This is a genomic window from Thalassotalea euphylliae, assembly GCF_003390395.1.
GTDB classification, from domain to species: Bacteria; Pseudomonadota; Gammaproteobacteria; order Enterobacterales; family Alteromonadaceae; genus Thalassotalea_F; species Thalassotalea_F euphylliae_C.
On sequence record NZ_QUOV01000001.1, the window covers coordinates 1,887,240 to 1,901,518 of the forward strand.

A 14,279-nucleotide genomic window follows, 5' to 3' on the forward strand; every position below is an offset into this window, starting at 1 on the left:
AAATCATGGACAGAATCACCGTGAAATCTCAATCCCTAAGCATGTTAATGATTATGGCTATGTTGTTCGTATTCGGCTGCCAGCCAATGAACAAGACGAATGACAATGCAGGCGAAAGCTCAGCATGGCAAACAGCAAGTGGTGAGCAGGTTAAAAAGGGAGTGCCCTTGGTGTTTCCTCAAGATCATGGTGCTCATCAAAAACAAGGTATCGAGTGGTGGTATTTAACCGCCAATTTAACCGCAACCACAGGCGAAACCTTTGGCGTTCAGTGGACGTTATTTCGCACCCTAATGCCTATGGTTAATATGCCTATGGTTAATGCTGGTGAAAAATTAAAAGAACCTTCAAACAAAGATAATTCGACTCAAACACAGTTCAACTGGTGGGATAACAATCTGTATTTTGCCCATTTTGCTGTGCAACACCAACAGCAGCACGTTGCCTTTGAGCGTTTTGCACGGGCAGGGCAAGCAAGTGTGCGTCACTCACCATTTGTTGCCGAAATTGATAATTGGCAGTTAGCAAGTCAAGGCAGTTCATTTCTTCCGCTCACACTCAATGCCGCTGATGGTGATTATCGGCTCAATATCTCATTGAGTGATAGCCCACGTGTATTGCATGGCGAACAGGGTTATAGCCAAAAAACGGGCGCAGGGCACGCGTCATATTATTACAGCTACCCATTTTTAGCGGTGAATGGTGAACTGACCTTTGCGGGCAAAAAATATCAAGTATCGGGCAATGCTTGGTATGACCGAGAGTGGTCTGCAAGTTTGTTAAGTCAAGAACAGCTAGGTTGGGACTGGTTTAGCTTAGTGCAAGATGAAGCCAGCCAAAATGCACATGAAAACATGAGCGCCAAGGTTCACCACAAAGAAAGTGCTGACTATGTAAAGGGGTTAATGGTTTTTTGTATTCGAGGCGCAGCACAAACCTATGACTATTGCAGCGGTAGTAAAATTAGCAAACGCGGCGAGGTGAGCCATATCAATCAAGGAGATGTTGATATTAACGTCGTCGATACCGTTACTTTGGATGGCCGTAAATATCCGCGGAAGTGGCAAATCAAAGTGCGTGATATGCCTGCTATATCAATAGAGACGATCACGCGAGATTCACGCAATCAATTGACGTTTCCTTATTGGGAAGGGCGAGTAAAGGCCAGTGGTGGCTTTAATGGGGTAGGTTATGCAGAGCTGACAGGCTATTAATTTGTTTCGTATAACATGATAAAAACAACATGATTTTATTGTTATTTTATTCAAATCGGGTGCTAAAATCTAAAGCATATACAACAGGATAATTAATAGAAGGAGGCTGTACTATGTACTTAGTACGCTTGATTTATGCGAGTCGCAAACCAAGAGATATTGTCGATGACAGTATTAATGATATTCTAGTCTCAGCTCGAAAACACAACAGTGCTAATAGTATCACTGGCTTATTGTGTTTTAACCGCAAATACTTTTTACAGTGCATTGAAGGCTCTCGTAAGAAAGTAAACGAAACCTACCAGCGAATATTAACAGACGAGCGCCATGAAGACATTATCATGCTCGATTATTGTGAAATCGTAAAACGTGAATTTACTGACTGGAGCATGGGCTATATTCCTGATTCTTCATTAACACACGATATTAATTTAAAATTCTCTGGTAGCTCTGAATTTGATCCATTCGAAATGTCAGGCGAAAGCGCACATCAGATGATGCTGGAGTTAAAAGAACAAGTGCCTGTGGTTGATTAGCCATCACGTTAAATGACAGTGCAATAAAGCTTAATAAATTTTAATCGGCCGATGGTTTTTATCGGCCTTTAACATTAGCCCTTAGCGTAAGCCTAGGCATATGTTGTTCACAATTTTATACCCAAGCGTTTAATTCAAGTTGGCTGAGCTAAATGAATTTCCGCTAACAAATAACAGGGAAATGTTGAAAGCGATGGTCGAATAGCTGTCTCATCTCCAATGACTATTGGAGTAAGCCATTGTTAGCCCAGTTCTAACATGAAAAAATAACAGCCAAATACCATTAGAATAAACAAATAAGAGAGCATGGCTATCCGTTCGGGAATCGCATGTAAAATTAACTGAGGCATTATTTTTATCGATGTTAAAGTGGGAATAAAGAAATTTGAATACCGTTCAAATTTTACAACCATACTGTACGGTTTATTCACGAGTAACTTAACTCCACTCCAATAGGCAAGGATAAAAGTTGAAGCGCCTATTACTTCGATTGTTGCCATAAGTTCCATGCCAATCATTATCTCTGGCCCCGCAATGAATAGCGTAATGACTAAGGCGATACCTTTCCAACCTGCGTTCACTATTTTATGCTTTAATTGTTCAAACATACTTACCCTTTCTGTTTAATAGTCTAATCATCTAGCTGTGCTTTTATTCCACCAGCGTTCGTCCTACCCATTCCCAATCGGGTGATTGAAAACTACTGAGATCGACAGGATAAATATCTAGGTTTACCGTGCCTATAATATGCGTTGAAATACTGGCAGGTGGATTTTTAACAAATATCAATACAGAACTCTTTCCTTTGGTGTTAACGATGTGCTTGTATTCTTCATCAGTATTTAATGGATCAAATGTGATCGGAATAGTCAGGTATTGGTAGCGGTGAGGTGCCTTCCAGGCTTTAGTAATACGATAGATGTAATCAGGTTTAATGAATTGAAAGCTGTGTTTTATGTCATCAGGAACATCGTTAAACGGAATAATTTCCGCAAGCATAATGGTTTCTGCCTCACTTTGGCGAGATGCAATATAGTCTTGCAGCGCTTGCTCATTCTCTTTCGCTAGCTCACCTTGGGTAAGCAAAGGTTGTGTGATTGGTTCGTAAAGTTCTAGATTAAACTTAGCGATGTCGTAAGCATCGTAAATTTTTGATAAAAAATCAGTTATTTCAATTTGCTCGCAATTAACTTTATTCAACTGCTCGTACAGTGCCCCATTTAGTGCTTCGTTTTCTTCAATCCATACTTCTAGTTTCTCTAGGGTAATTTTAAGTTTGGCTTTAACTAAAATGCTCAACTCTTCTCTTGGCGCTAGTTCTGCGTACTCGAAATAATCACATTGTTTAGAAACTGCATGCAAAAATTGCAGCCACTGGAGGCTTTCAACACCTGCTTTAACAGTACGTTGTTCTAAGTTGAGAAACTGTGCTGTTACTTGAAAAGAAAGGAGAAACACAAGGACAGAGGCGAACAGAAATCTCATTGTTACACCTCAATTGAGCCAGAAAGTTTGGAGTTGTCGAGTTGGGTTAACGGTACAAATACCATTGTAAATCAAGTCCTTTTGACGCGGATTGCAAGTACCAGCGTAATAGAATAGCCATGTTAATTCAATGGCTTATATGTACGCATAAATCTGTAGTTTCCACCTTATCTATTGTTGAAATCAGCCTTTGCGTTAAAACCGTATTGTTGCACCTTATTTCCAGTTACCAGTATTCCATGTAACTGATACAGTTTAATACTGTTTTTATTTGTAGCTTGGTTTAGCTAATATCCATCTCTTATGATTGCCAGCAAGCCGTTTAGGGCTTGTTGCGAGTACTGACATTCATCCGCAAAACACAGGTATTTATGAAACTGACGTCTTTTGACCCTAGCAATCAACAAGCTTTAGGCGAGGTAGAAGTTGCCACTAGTGAGCAAATTCACGAGTGCATTCAAGGTGCAAAAGCCTATCAAAAACAGTGGCGACAATTGCCATTGGCTGAGCGCGTTGAAATCGTATACAAGGCATTTATGTCGATATCGCCTTATAGTGATGAGCTTGCAGTATTGCTGTCAAAAGAAATGGGTAAAGATATTGATCGCAGTACTAGCGAAGTACGCGGCGCTATTTTTGCGGGTAGTCATTATGCCAAAGAGGCGGGCGCGGCATTATCACCAAGAAATGATGGCAGTGATATAAGCTATCGAGCATTGGGCGTATGCGCGGTTATATCACCGTGGAATTATCCGTTGGCAATGGCGGTTAACTTAATAGTGCCTGCACTCATTGCAGGCAACACTGTGGTGTTTAAACCATCAGAGCAAACGCCATTAATTGCCGAGCAGTTCATCGCGCACCTAAATCAGCATTTACCTAAAAGTTTAATAACTATCGTTCATGGTGATGGCGTGGTGGGAGAAGCGCTAGCTGGGCATCAAGATATTGCTTTAGTTGCGTTTACGGGCTCGCAAGCGGTGGGCAAAAAGATTATGAAATCAGCGGCATCAAGTTTAAAACGTTTAATAATGGAACTTGGTGGCAACGATCCAATGATTGTTTTAAAAGATGCGGACTTAGATGCCGCTGCACGTTTTGCCGTTGCTAGTAGCTTTGAAAATGCTGGGCAAATGTGCACATCAACTGAGCGTATTTATGTTGAAAAAGCCGTCGCTCAAAGTTTTATAGACCGGGTTGTAACAATTGCTAGTTATTACCAAACAGGTGCCTGGGATGAGCCAAATGCCCATATCGGCCCAATTGTGAGTAAAAAACAACTGGTTAAAATTACTGAACATATGGACGATGCCCGAGAAAAGGGCGCGAATGTACTACTTGGTGGTGATGTTAAACACGGCAACTTCTTTAACCCAACAGTGTTAACGAATTTGTCGCCAAACATGCTGATGGAGCAAGAGGAAACTTTCGGGCCAGTTGTCGCTATTGCTGAGGTAGATTCTGTTGCTGAAGCCATTTATCGCGCGAACGACTCTGATTACGGCTTAGGAGCTGTAGTATTTGGTCGCGAACAAGTCGCAGAGGTCGCCAACCAATTAGAAGCCGGCATGATTGGTATTAACAAAGGTGCTGGTGGCGGTGGTGCTAGCCCTTGGGTAGGGGCTAAGCAAAGTGGTTTTGGCTTTCACGGCGGTTTTGACGGTCATCGTCAATTCGCGCAAGTCACCGTAATTAGTTAGCGCCCCCACGTAGTTTGAGTAAAGCTATTTAAATTAAAGCTAGTCAGAGTAAAGGTTATCATTATATGTTAGGTAAAGGTTTTTATGTTGTTGAGCACGAGCAGGGAGCCGAGAACGATAATATTCCGCTTTGGGGCAACAAAGGGGAAAACCCTGCAGACCTCAGCGCTAACGCTTCAAATCAAGTAAATTTGGTGCCTGTACCTGAAGTGCCGGGTGCATTTCAATTGCTCAATGTATTATCGCATGAGGAATCTAACCGATTGATTGATATCGCTGAAACACTTGGCTTTAACCAAGATGCTGCGGTTTCACTTCCTAGGCATATTCGGCATAACGACAGCTTAACTTGGCTTACCGACGATACCACAGAGTCACTTATTTGGCAGCGCTGCCAAGCTGCAATGTCGGCTGGTATAGACGTGATTGGTGGTATGGCGCCGCTTGGCATTAATCAACGCTTTCGTTTCTACAAATATGGCGAAGGTGATTTTTTCAAACCACATACCGATGGTTCATGGCCAGGTAGTAAATTGATTGACGGTGTACACGTGCAAAACGCGTTCGACGACCGCTACAGTCAAATGACCTTTTTAATACTGCTTTCGGAAGACTTTGAAGGTGGCGACACTCAATTTTGGGTTAATGATGCCGAGCCTAACAGACCTGCGCAACGCGATCAGCCAGCTAGGCAAGTGAATGTGAGAACACCAGCTGGCAGTGTATTGTGCTTTCCTCATGGTATGCACCCATTGCACTGCGTGCACAGCTCAGAGCCAATCACTCGGGGAACGAAATACATTATTCGCACTGATTTACTGTTCCCTCTCGATTAGTAGCGTGGTGTAACCGTTTCGATAGCGCTGAGGTTTAACCAAAAATTTAGCCTAGCGCTCAAGGTTGTATTCTCTTTAAAGAAAACAGCAATGAGCGTTACTTGCGGACTTCGATAATTCGCGTTAGCTGCTGCTCTAAATCTTGCGTTTGGCAAAAGCCCAATGCCAGAGGATAAGCCTGATTCTCTTCAATAAAAAACAAAGCAGGGAAGCCTTGAACCTGCAATTGCTGACTCATGGTAAGGTGCTGTTGTAACTTTTGTTCGATCACTGGCGATAAGAGTACTTGCAAAAATAACTGACGATCTAACCCTATCGCCGTAGCGCAATCGGCCAGTGTATCAACTAACGCTGGATTTTTTGCTTGCTGGTAGTAGGCGGCTTGAATGGCTTCTACCATCAGGGGCGCGCTGTCTTGCTGAATATGTTCAGCGCTAAGCACTGCGCGACAAGCTGGGTAAGTTGAACGATAGGGCGTATTAAGCTGCCAAAAGTCGTGATTAAATTTTGCCTGTGATCTTGCTTCGATTTGATGCCAATATTGAGCAATGGTTTGTTGAAGCTCAGCGGGCATTGGCGTTGTGCTATCGGGAGCTAACCCACCCATGATCCAGTCAACTTCTGCCTCTGGGTGATTCGTCAGAAACGATGTTAATTCAGGAGCAAATCCGTAACACCATCCACACATAGGGTCCATTACGTAGACTAGTCGCACAAGTACCTCTTTTTATATTTGGTTATTTTGTAATACAGATTGTTTTTAAACACTTATTTCTTAATACATACACAATTGCAAGCTAGCAACGATGCTTTACCATATATTCTATGGGATCAAGCGCGTTGACGGGTTTACTGCAAGTGGAACTGCATGATTGGCTTTGATGATTGCTGCTCCTTGTTCACTTCGAACAAAACGTAGAAAACTTTGTACTCTTTCTTTTGGTTTATCCGATGTTATTAAATACAAATTTCGGGTTAGCCCATATGTTTTGTTAAGCACATTATCCGTTGTTGGAAAAATACCATTAGTGCCGATCGGTGCTATTTTGTTATCGCTTTGCGACACTCTCACTAGTGTCGTCATCCCTATCGCGCCACGCTTATTTGCAATTGCTCGCGCCATTTGCCCAGACTTTTTCTTAATTTGAACGTTTTTCGCAAGCGTTAACTGAGCAAAGCAGGGCAATTTGGCCAAGAATACTTCAGTATCCACTTCATTCGCGGGCCTAATAAACGGCGCTATTGCAATGTCTGCGCCTCCAAGTTGTTGCCAGTTAGTCACCGAGCCACTGTATATCGCACATAATTGCTGCTCAGAAATCGAATCAACCTTTACGGTGTGATTCACTCCCATTACAACCGCAACTTTAGCAAAGGGATGCATGCGCAAATTTAGTTTAGCTAGTTGGCTGTGATCAAATCCATGGCTAGCCATTGCGATATCAATTTTATTGCTCGTCAATGCCGCTATACGTTTTTTAGGGTTTAAGCCTTTACCTATTTGAATATTAGGTGCATTGGCTCTTTCCAAATAGTGTTTAGCCAATGCTTCAACAAGCGGCTTAACGCCGGTTGAACCATCAATCACTATAGCTCCATTATTTTTTGAGTGGGCTGCGAAACTGGCAAAAGCAAGAAACAATAGACTTAGCGCTAACTTATACAATTGGAAATCTCTGATGTGATTGATCTTTATCGTAACTAGACTGTCTATTTTAAAAACGAAAAAGTCAATTACTTGGTGTAATTGATACTAGCGTGCTTAGCATCGTAATATGAAGACAAGAGACATGCACTAAAACGAGAGGAGCTGAAGAGTTCGCTATGTTTTCTTCTTAACGGCTTTTTTGCGCAACAACATATAAGTGTTTATTTGGCCAATCATCGTTTTCTAGGTGTCGGCAGATACAGTTATTGGTGTTTAGCAGCTCTAAAATAGAAGGTATTCCAATGGCAGCGTGATAAAGCTCTTGCCCAAGAAATGGGTTACTGCCTTCTCCCGGACTATCTACGGCACCACTGGTAAAAATGATTATCCCACCCGCACTAAGAGAGTTTAGTAATTTATCTAGAACGGCACTTTGCGCCTCTAATGGCACATGCCAAATGCTGTCCCATGCTGAAATGAAGTCGTATTTATGTGGCGGTTGCCACTCACAAATATCTGCGTGATGAAAAGTTAAATCAGGGTGTCGAAGTTCCGCTAATTTCAGCATCTCCTCAGAGTAATCTAGTCCTTCAACTTCAAAACCGTTAACAAGAAGCAGTTCAATAATACGACCACTGCTTCCACAACCAATATCTATAGCTTTGCCATTACCATTTGAGAAATTAATCGCTCTTTTGTGTTGTTCGATGCCATTATGACGGTTGAAATTTGAGCCATTCCAATGTTCAGCTATTTTGTCGTAATTTGACGCTTGTTGTTTGGTGTCCATGTTATTTTTTGGTTCCTTTAAAGTGATCTCACTATAGTTACTGAAAATGTGCAGCGAACTAAAACTGAAAAAGCGTTATCAATACGATCGACCAGCTTACTATATTTTGTTACGGCACTTGATCTAATCCCTTGATTTACTCATCAGCCATTTGGACGTAAAGCCTGCACTACCAAATAGAAAAACGACTCCCGTTAACCAAGGTAATCCTCCTGCCCAGCCATTCCATTGAATTTTGGCAAACCCAAACACAAAAATATATGCAACAAGTGCCCAAACTAAAACTACGCTAATTAAATTTCCTATTTGTGAAGGCATGTTTTTCTCTTTCATAGGTTTTTAACCTACACCAAACTGAATAATTAAAAGATCGATGTCGGAGTCTGAATCATTAATTAAACCGTGTTCTCCAAAAGGTTTATTTTTGATCATATCGCCTTTTTTAACCTTAACTTCCTGATTATCAATGGTCATTGTTCCAGAGCCTTCAAGAATTATATACATTTCTTCGTTGTTACCATGTTTATGGTAACCAACAGTTGATTGGGGAGGGATAATTTGTCTGTCGATAAAGTCGCAGTTACTAACGAAGTCAGATTTAGCCCATATTTCATACAATTCAATAGAGCCTATTCCTCCATGTGCAGAGTGCTGTATTTGTTTTTGTGTTTCTAAAAAGTTGCGAATCATCTGTGAACTTCTCTAAGTGTATAACGTCCTGTTTATTCCTTGTTTTGCCCTGTGCTTTTAACAGGAAACTTACCTTTGATAGCAAACCAAAGACCTGTAAAACCAAACGCGAAAAAGAATAAAATGGCATTAATAACTGACGGCTCAGATCTATTCTCTGATACTAAATCACCGTTACCTAATTGACCTAAAAAATACCAGATAGATAAAACAAAAGCAGTTAAGCCAATTAAGCGACCTAAGTAATTATGTATCTTTCCTGTTGTAATGCACATAACAAAAATGACTAAGCAAAATTAAGTAGTGAGCAACGCTACCACCTACCTAAAGCATTGTGTCGTAAACACTTAAGAGGACTGAAACCTAAAATGCCAAGCGTTGCGAATATGCTTAAATTTATTGTTATGCAACATTTTTTACGTTTAACTCTGGACTCAAGCGACTTATTAAAAAAGACTCCAGCGCAGGAGACATATAAGACTGATTTTTTAGGTTTATAGTCAATACGATATCGTTGTTAGACAAAGCTTCTTGAACTTTGTTTGCTTTAAACAGCCAATAATACAAGCGACTCCCAATGTCTTTTTCACTCATATCGACATAGTGAACCTTACTTGCTGTAAAACTAATCAAAACATAGACACCAGCTTGTTTCTCAAATGAAGCCCATAACTTATCTGGGTTACCATTTTCACCTAGAAGATCTGCTACTTGGTGAACATTGAACTTAGTATCAACTCTATGTTTATTAGTGAAACTAACCACTTCATTAATTGTTTTACTCAAGTCTTGAAACATATATCCGTCTCGGTTTCATAACGAATGATATGGACTCCCCGCTCGGCATCTTTCTCTAGCGAGTGTGCCATAGTGAAGTTGATAAGTAGCTTCAATTGAGGAGAGTCCATATGTCACTAATTAAAGCAATTGGCATCGATTTAGCCAAATCTGTTTTCAGTATCCACGGTGTCGATAGTCATGACAAGTGTCAATTACGAAAAACCGTTAAGCGAAACAAACTGTTAGCTGAAGTTGCTAAGTTGCCAGCGTGTATCATTGGTATGGAAGCGTGCTCAGGCGCACACTACTGGGCAAGAGAGTTTACTAAGCTTGGCCATGAAGTACGCATCATGGCCTCAAAGTTCGTGATTCCGTATCGCCAAAACGAAAAGAACGATGCCAACGACGCTGAAGCCATTTGTGAAGCGGTGACCCGTCCCAAAACGCGCTTTGTCACCATCAAAAGTGAAGAGCAACAAGCCGTGCTTTGCCTACACCGTATTCGCCAAGGGGCTATCAAGGACAGAACCGCACTCATTAATCGGCTTCGGGGCTTACTCGCAGAATTTGGTATTATCATGCCCAAAGGACGTTATCCGGCACAACATGCCATTAGTGGCATCTTAGAAGATGGTGAGAACAACTTACCCATGCTCGCTAGAGAGCTACTAAGTGACTTATGGCAAGACATTAAAGCATTAAACCAGCAAATTCTTAAACATGACCGAAAGCTCTATCAACTCGCGAACCAAATGAACGCGGCAAGGCGCTTAATGACCATTCCTGGGGTTGGCGAAATCACGGCAACGGCGGTTGTTGCGACGGTGAGTGATGCAAAAGATTTTGATACCAGCCGCGCCTTTAGCGCTTGGATTGGTCTAGTACCTAGGCAATACACGACAGGTGGGCAAGTGAAACTTGGCCGAATCAGTAAACGTGGCGAAAAACACATTCGCACCTCACTCATTCACGGTGCTCGAGCCGTAATAGCCAACTGCAAACATAAAACAGACAGAACCAGTTTATGGGTAAAAGAGCTGATTGAGCGACGAGGATTTAAACGGGCAACCGTCGCGCTTGCAGCCAAGAATGCACGGTTGATATGGGCATTGCTTCGAAGTAAAAACGAATACCAAATAGATTATGTAAAATAGAAAAGATTGAAGTTGTAGAGGTAACCCTAACGGTTAACCCCACCGCGTCTTAGCATGAGCGATTGACGATAACACGGTCAGACCGAGAGCATAAAAGCCTGTTTAGTCGGGAAGCGCATTTCTTGAAAGAGAAGACGCTGTTTAACGAATGAGGCCATGCTCAAGCGCAAATCATCAGGGCGATAGCACAAGCTGTTACGGCAGTATGCTAATAAACGCCGAATGTAGAGCTGCTGTCAGATCTTCTTGTTGTCAGAGGCTGCTTGTGCTTGACAAAGGGGAGTCCATGTAGCCCGCTTAACGGGCAAATAATAGCTTAGCTAAAATTAGGAGCGCAGCGACGGGAGCTAAGCTTTATTTGTCCCGTTGAAGCACTTGTTAACTGATAGCTTAATGTAACCACAAAACCAATACCAACAACCACAGTTAAATGCGTTTACCAAAAATGCAATAACACCTCGCCACTACACCACCAAATTTATAATTTGAGCCTTTTGCACAATGCTAGTTTGAACAACCAAATAAACAAAGGCGAAAACTCATTTGCAACAACTGCCCAAATTATCGTTTTTCACAAAAACCAGAAAAACAAGTTACCTTGAATTAGTGGTGACAGTTAACGCTTAAATAAACGGCTAAAAATGCTTGGCTATACTTGTGAGTGAAGCGAACCAAGCCAAGTGTTTTTAGTCCGATTTGATTTTCTTGTTATGGCTGCTTTACGTATCGTCTAAATCTTTCAACAATTAACGGTATATACTCTTCATTCTCGTTTGAATACCTCCCACTCCCTAAAATCGCATCAATACATACTTCTGGAGTATTCTCCTCCAATAGAACTCTATAAGGTTGACGCCTAAGGCCATTTCTTATTTCTTTGCTCGCTTCCTTAGGAAGACAGGAAAGTAATTGTTTATATTCTTTTTTGCCAAAATCAAACGAGGTAGCTAAATAATCTTCTCCAAAACCTATATTTACACAGATGGTATATAAGTTATCCTCAACCTTGGCAATCATAGGTACTCCCATCGGTTCAAAGTGGTGCCGTTGTCCTCTAGGCGCTCCGGCTTTGAGCATATACATACCGTAGTCAGGTTTGAAGTTTAGTAACTCGGGCTTGGTTAAAGCAATGGGACTTAGCAATCTATGAACAGTATCCCAATTTTCATCTAGTTCATTCACATCTATAATGGCAATATGATTACGTTTAGTCACGTCAAATATTGATAATTGCCGTCCATTACAAAGAGCATAATATCTAACTCTTATGTCTGGGTGGATTGCGTAGCTAAAAGCCTGTTCAACGTTTTTCCCTTTCAGAATGTCTTCGTTAGGGCCTTTAGCATCAAGGATGAGCTTTGGACTGTTGGAAACTTCTAGAACATAGTCAGGGATTATATTAATTTTTCTTTTTTGAGAGCCAATATATACAAATGGGTGTTCTAAGCTCCTCGATCTGATCATCTTGTTATTGCCAGAAGGTGTATATCCTAGCTTGGTTAAAATTGGTTTAACAATATCCTCTCGTACTGCATCTTCTTTATATTCCAGATCATTTAAAATTGAGAAATCAAATTCTTTAAACATTACATCAACTTCTTTAAAATTATTAGAGACTCTGTAGCCATAACGCCTGGTTAAGAGGCAATAAAATAGTTGGCTAAAATTAGCGACGAAGGAGCAAAAGCCAACTGTTTTTTGTGATCTTGCCCCGATAAAGTGGACACGCTCCATGTTTAATTTACTGCTGACTCAAATTCAGCAGGTGTTTGATATCCTAAACTCGAATGTAATCGCTGTCTATTGTAGAAGTTATTTAGGTAACTCTTTAATAATGCGTGTAATTTATTTGCCGATGAGAATGTATTGCCGCGAATGAGGTCTGCTTTAAGCGAATGAAAAAAGGACTCCACTTCAGCATTGTCTGTGCAACATCCAGGGCGATTCATACTGGCCTCTACGTTATTGCGTTGTAGAAATTGCTGCACGACGTGCGCGCGGTATTCAGCGCCCCTGTCGGTGTGAAAGAGTAAACGTGTTTGAGGCTTTCGTTGATGTAGTGCTTGGCGCAAAGCGCTAAGGGTTAATGCTGTTGATTTCTTCGCCCCAAATGCCCAGCCCACGATTCGACGAGAGAATAAATCAATCACGACAGCTAAGTAGTGCCACCGTTTACCCACTTTAAGGTAAGTAATGTCGCCCGACCATTGTTGGTTGATACCCTCAGGCTTCTCAAGCGATTGGCGCTTGTTCTCAATTTCCTTATAGAAAAACTTCACTTTCGCGGTTTTACGGTAGGTTTTGACGGCACGGGCGACAAGACCGTACTCGTGCATAAGCCGTGCTACTCGCTTTTTACTTGTTCGAATACCGAGCCTTTTGAGTGCCTCAAACACCCTGGGACTACCATAGGTATGAAGGCTGGCATTAAATACGTTTTTTATGTTGTTTAGCAATGTCTTATCGGCCAGCACTCTATTCGAAGGGGAGCGGTGTAGCCATGCGTAATAGCCACTACGTGACACCTTTAACCAAGTACAAAGGTACTTAACACCTAAGGCTTTTCCGTGCCTTTTGATGAATCCAAATCGTGCTGATGTACTTCCGCCAGATACCGTTGCCACTTTTTTAGCAGGTCATTCTCCTGCTTTAAGCGTTCATTTTCTCGTTGGAGTTGTTTGATTTTATTCAGCTCTTGTTTGGAGGGGAGTTCACTCATTAATTCCTTGTTGCTTTTATAGCGCACGGGTAAGTTAAATTTCCCCTCTCGATATTCTTTACGCCACCGGCTTAACATAAAGGGATGAATATCGAGCGCATGAGCAACATCCTTTGACATGACATCGTCTTTTAAGCTTAGTTCGACGGCTTTGATTTTGAAATCAACTGGGTAAAACCATGTTTTTCTGGGGTTGGTATATCTGGGCATAATGGCCTCCTCATTGAGATAAGGAGGTGTCCACTAAAATGGGGGAACTACATTGTCCTTGTTAAACAGCTTGTTATATTCTCAATTACTCAAAACCATTTTGATCGCTTTTTCCAAACGCTCTTCATCATCTGCTAGATGCTGGTAATCAGCGTATGGCAATTGACCATCATTGAATTGTTTTTCGAAGAAGATTTTTAAGCGCCATTCGTCTGGCTCATCTTTTCCGAAATCAAAATCGATTCCACCAACTTCGGGAGTTTTGAATATATCTACACCTATACCATGTGTGCGATAAAACCAGTTCGTTCCGGGAATTTGATTTCTTCCTCGATATGCTTGCCCCAAAATCTCTTTCGCATCATCCAGTTTATAGGAATGAACCAAAACCTCTTTTGCCCATGCCATAACACCATGCCACAAAGGAATTAGATTTCTGATTAAATCTTCGTCTTTCACAAAACTTCCCTGAGAATATAACGCCTTACTAAAAGGCGGAAAATGCTTGGCTATACTT

At 41.4% G+C, this 14,279-nt stretch carries 17 protein-coding genes; 5 read left to right on the forward strand and 12 right to left on the reverse strand.

From position 1 onward, the window contains the following. The first annotated feature begins 5 nt into the window (after positions 1-5). Together DXX92_RS08365 and DXX92_RS08370 are read left to right on the forward strand one after the other, a co-directional pair. The gene (locus tag DXX92_RS08365; RefSeq protein WP_116000039.1) at positions 6-1,214 is read left to right on the forward strand and encodes a lipocalin-like domain-containing protein; all 1,209 of its coding nucleotides are present in this window, start codon (positions 6-8) and stop codon (positions 1,212-1,214) included. A gap of 113 nt (positions 1,215-1,327) precedes the next feature. Continuing rightward, positions 1,328-1,750 (forward strand): BLUF domain-containing protein, encoded by a 423-nt coding sequence (locus DXX92_RS08370; RefSeq protein WP_116000040.1) that lies wholly within the window; start codon positions 1,328-1,330, stop codon positions 1,748-1,750. Between the two features lie 242 nt (positions 1,751-1,992). Here the strand turns inward: DXX92_RS08370 and DXX92_RS08375 are convergent, their stop codons facing one another. Further along, a complete protein-coding gene (locus DXX92_RS08375) occupies positions 1,993-2,358 on the reverse strand; it encodes a hypothetical protein (protein ID WP_116000041.1) in 366 nt (121 codons plus the stop codon). Positions 2,359-2,401: 43 nt separating this feature from the next. Next, entirely contained in the window at positions 2,402-3,235 is an 834-nt protein-coding gene (locus DXX92_RS08380) for a hypothetical protein (RefSeq protein WP_116000042.1), read from the reverse strand. A gap of 371 nt (positions 3,236-3,606) precedes the next feature. Between DXX92_RS08380 and DXX92_RS08385 the strand changes: the two genes are divergently transcribed. After that, entirely contained in the window at positions 3,607-4,935 is a 1,329-nt protein-coding gene (locus DXX92_RS08385) for an aldehyde dehydrogenase family protein (RefSeq protein ID WP_116000043.1), read from the forward strand. Positions 4,936-5,000: 65 nt separating this feature from the next. Further along, positions 5,001-5,771, forward strand: a complete 771-nt coding sequence (locus tag DXX92_RS08390) for a 2OG-Fe(II) oxygenase (RefSeq protein ID WP_116000044.1) — start codon at positions 5,001-5,003, stop codon at positions 5,769-5,771. Positions 5,772-5,868: 97 nt separating this feature from the next. Here DXX92_RS08390 and DXX92_RS08395 read toward each other — a convergent pair whose 3' ends face one another. The 7 genes from DXX92_RS08395 to DXX92_RS08425 form a co-directional block, all read right to left on the reverse strand. Continuing rightward, entirely contained in the window at positions 5,869-6,486 is a 618-nt protein-coding gene (locus DXX92_RS08395) for a DsbA family protein (RefSeq protein ID WP_116000045.1), read from the reverse strand. 108 nt (positions 6,487-6,594) lie between these two features. After that, entirely contained in the window at positions 6,595-7,437 is an 843-nt protein-coding gene (locus DXX92_RS08400) for a substrate-binding domain-containing protein (RefSeq protein WP_342768044.1), read from the reverse strand. A 169-nt stretch (positions 7,438-7,606) separates the two neighbouring features. Beyond that, positions 7,607-8,209 carry a class I SAM-dependent methyltransferase gene (locus DXX92_RS08405; protein ID WP_116000047.1) on the reverse strand — a complete coding sequence of 201 codons (603 nt, stop codon included), beginning with the start codon at positions 8,207-8,209 and terminating at the stop codon, positions 7,607-7,609. Positions 8,210-8,332: 123 nt separating this feature from the next. Further along, the gene (locus DXX92_RS08410; RefSeq protein ID WP_116000048.1) at positions 8,333-8,542 is read right to left on the reverse strand and encodes a hypothetical protein; all 210 of its coding nucleotides are present in this window, start codon (positions 8,540-8,542) and stop codon (positions 8,333-8,335) included. Between the two features lie 6 nt (positions 8,543-8,548). Next, entirely contained in the window at positions 8,549-8,899 is a 351-nt protein-coding gene (locus tag DXX92_RS08415; protein WP_116000049.1) for a cupin domain-containing protein, read from the reverse strand. 32 nt (positions 8,900-8,931) lie between these two features. Then, on the reverse strand, positions 8,932-9,174 hold the full coding sequence (locus DXX92_RS08420) for a hypothetical protein (protein ID WP_116000050.1): 243 nt from the start codon (positions 9,172-9,174) through the stop codon (positions 8,932-8,934). A gap of 127 nt (positions 9,175-9,301) precedes the next feature. After that, a complete protein-coding gene (locus DXX92_RS08425) occupies positions 9,302-9,697 on the reverse strand; it encodes a hypothetical protein (RefSeq protein ID WP_116000051.1) in 396 nt (131 codons plus the stop codon). A gap of 110 nt (positions 9,698-9,807) precedes the next feature. Here DXX92_RS08425 and DXX92_RS08430 point away from each other — a divergent pair, with 110 nt between their 5' ends. Beyond that, positions 9,808-10,833: an IS110 family transposase gene (locus DXX92_RS08430; protein WP_116000052.1), complete on the forward strand. Its 1,026-nt coding sequence runs from the start codon at positions 9,808-9,810 to the stop codon at positions 10,831-10,833. 708 nt (positions 10,834-11,541) lie between these two features. On the opposite strand, the gene DXX92_RS08435 is transcribed toward DXX92_RS08430, so the two are convergent. The 3 genes from DXX92_RS08435 to DXX92_RS08445 form a co-directional block, all read right to left on the reverse strand. Continuing rightward, a complete protein-coding gene (locus DXX92_RS08435) occupies positions 11,542-12,420 on the reverse strand; it encodes a type I restriction enzyme HsdR N-terminal domain-containing protein (protein WP_181901726.1) in 879 nt (292 codons plus the stop codon). Between the two features lie 149 nt (positions 12,421-12,569). Further along, a protein-coding gene (locus DXX92_RS08440; protein ID WP_116000054.1) for an IS3 family transposase occupies positions 12,570-13,762 on the reverse strand; the annotation gives its coding sequence in 2 pieces (ribosomal slippage) (positions 12,570-13,454 and positions 13,457-13,762; 1,191 coding nt in all). Between the two features lie 81 nt (positions 13,763-13,843). Continuing rightward, on the reverse strand, positions 13,844-14,221 hold the full coding sequence (locus DXX92_RS08445) for a DUF6896 domain-containing protein (RefSeq protein WP_116000055.1): 378 nt from the start codon (positions 14,219-14,221) through the stop codon (positions 13,844-13,846). Between the last annotated feature and the right edge of the window lie 58 nt (positions 14,222-14,279).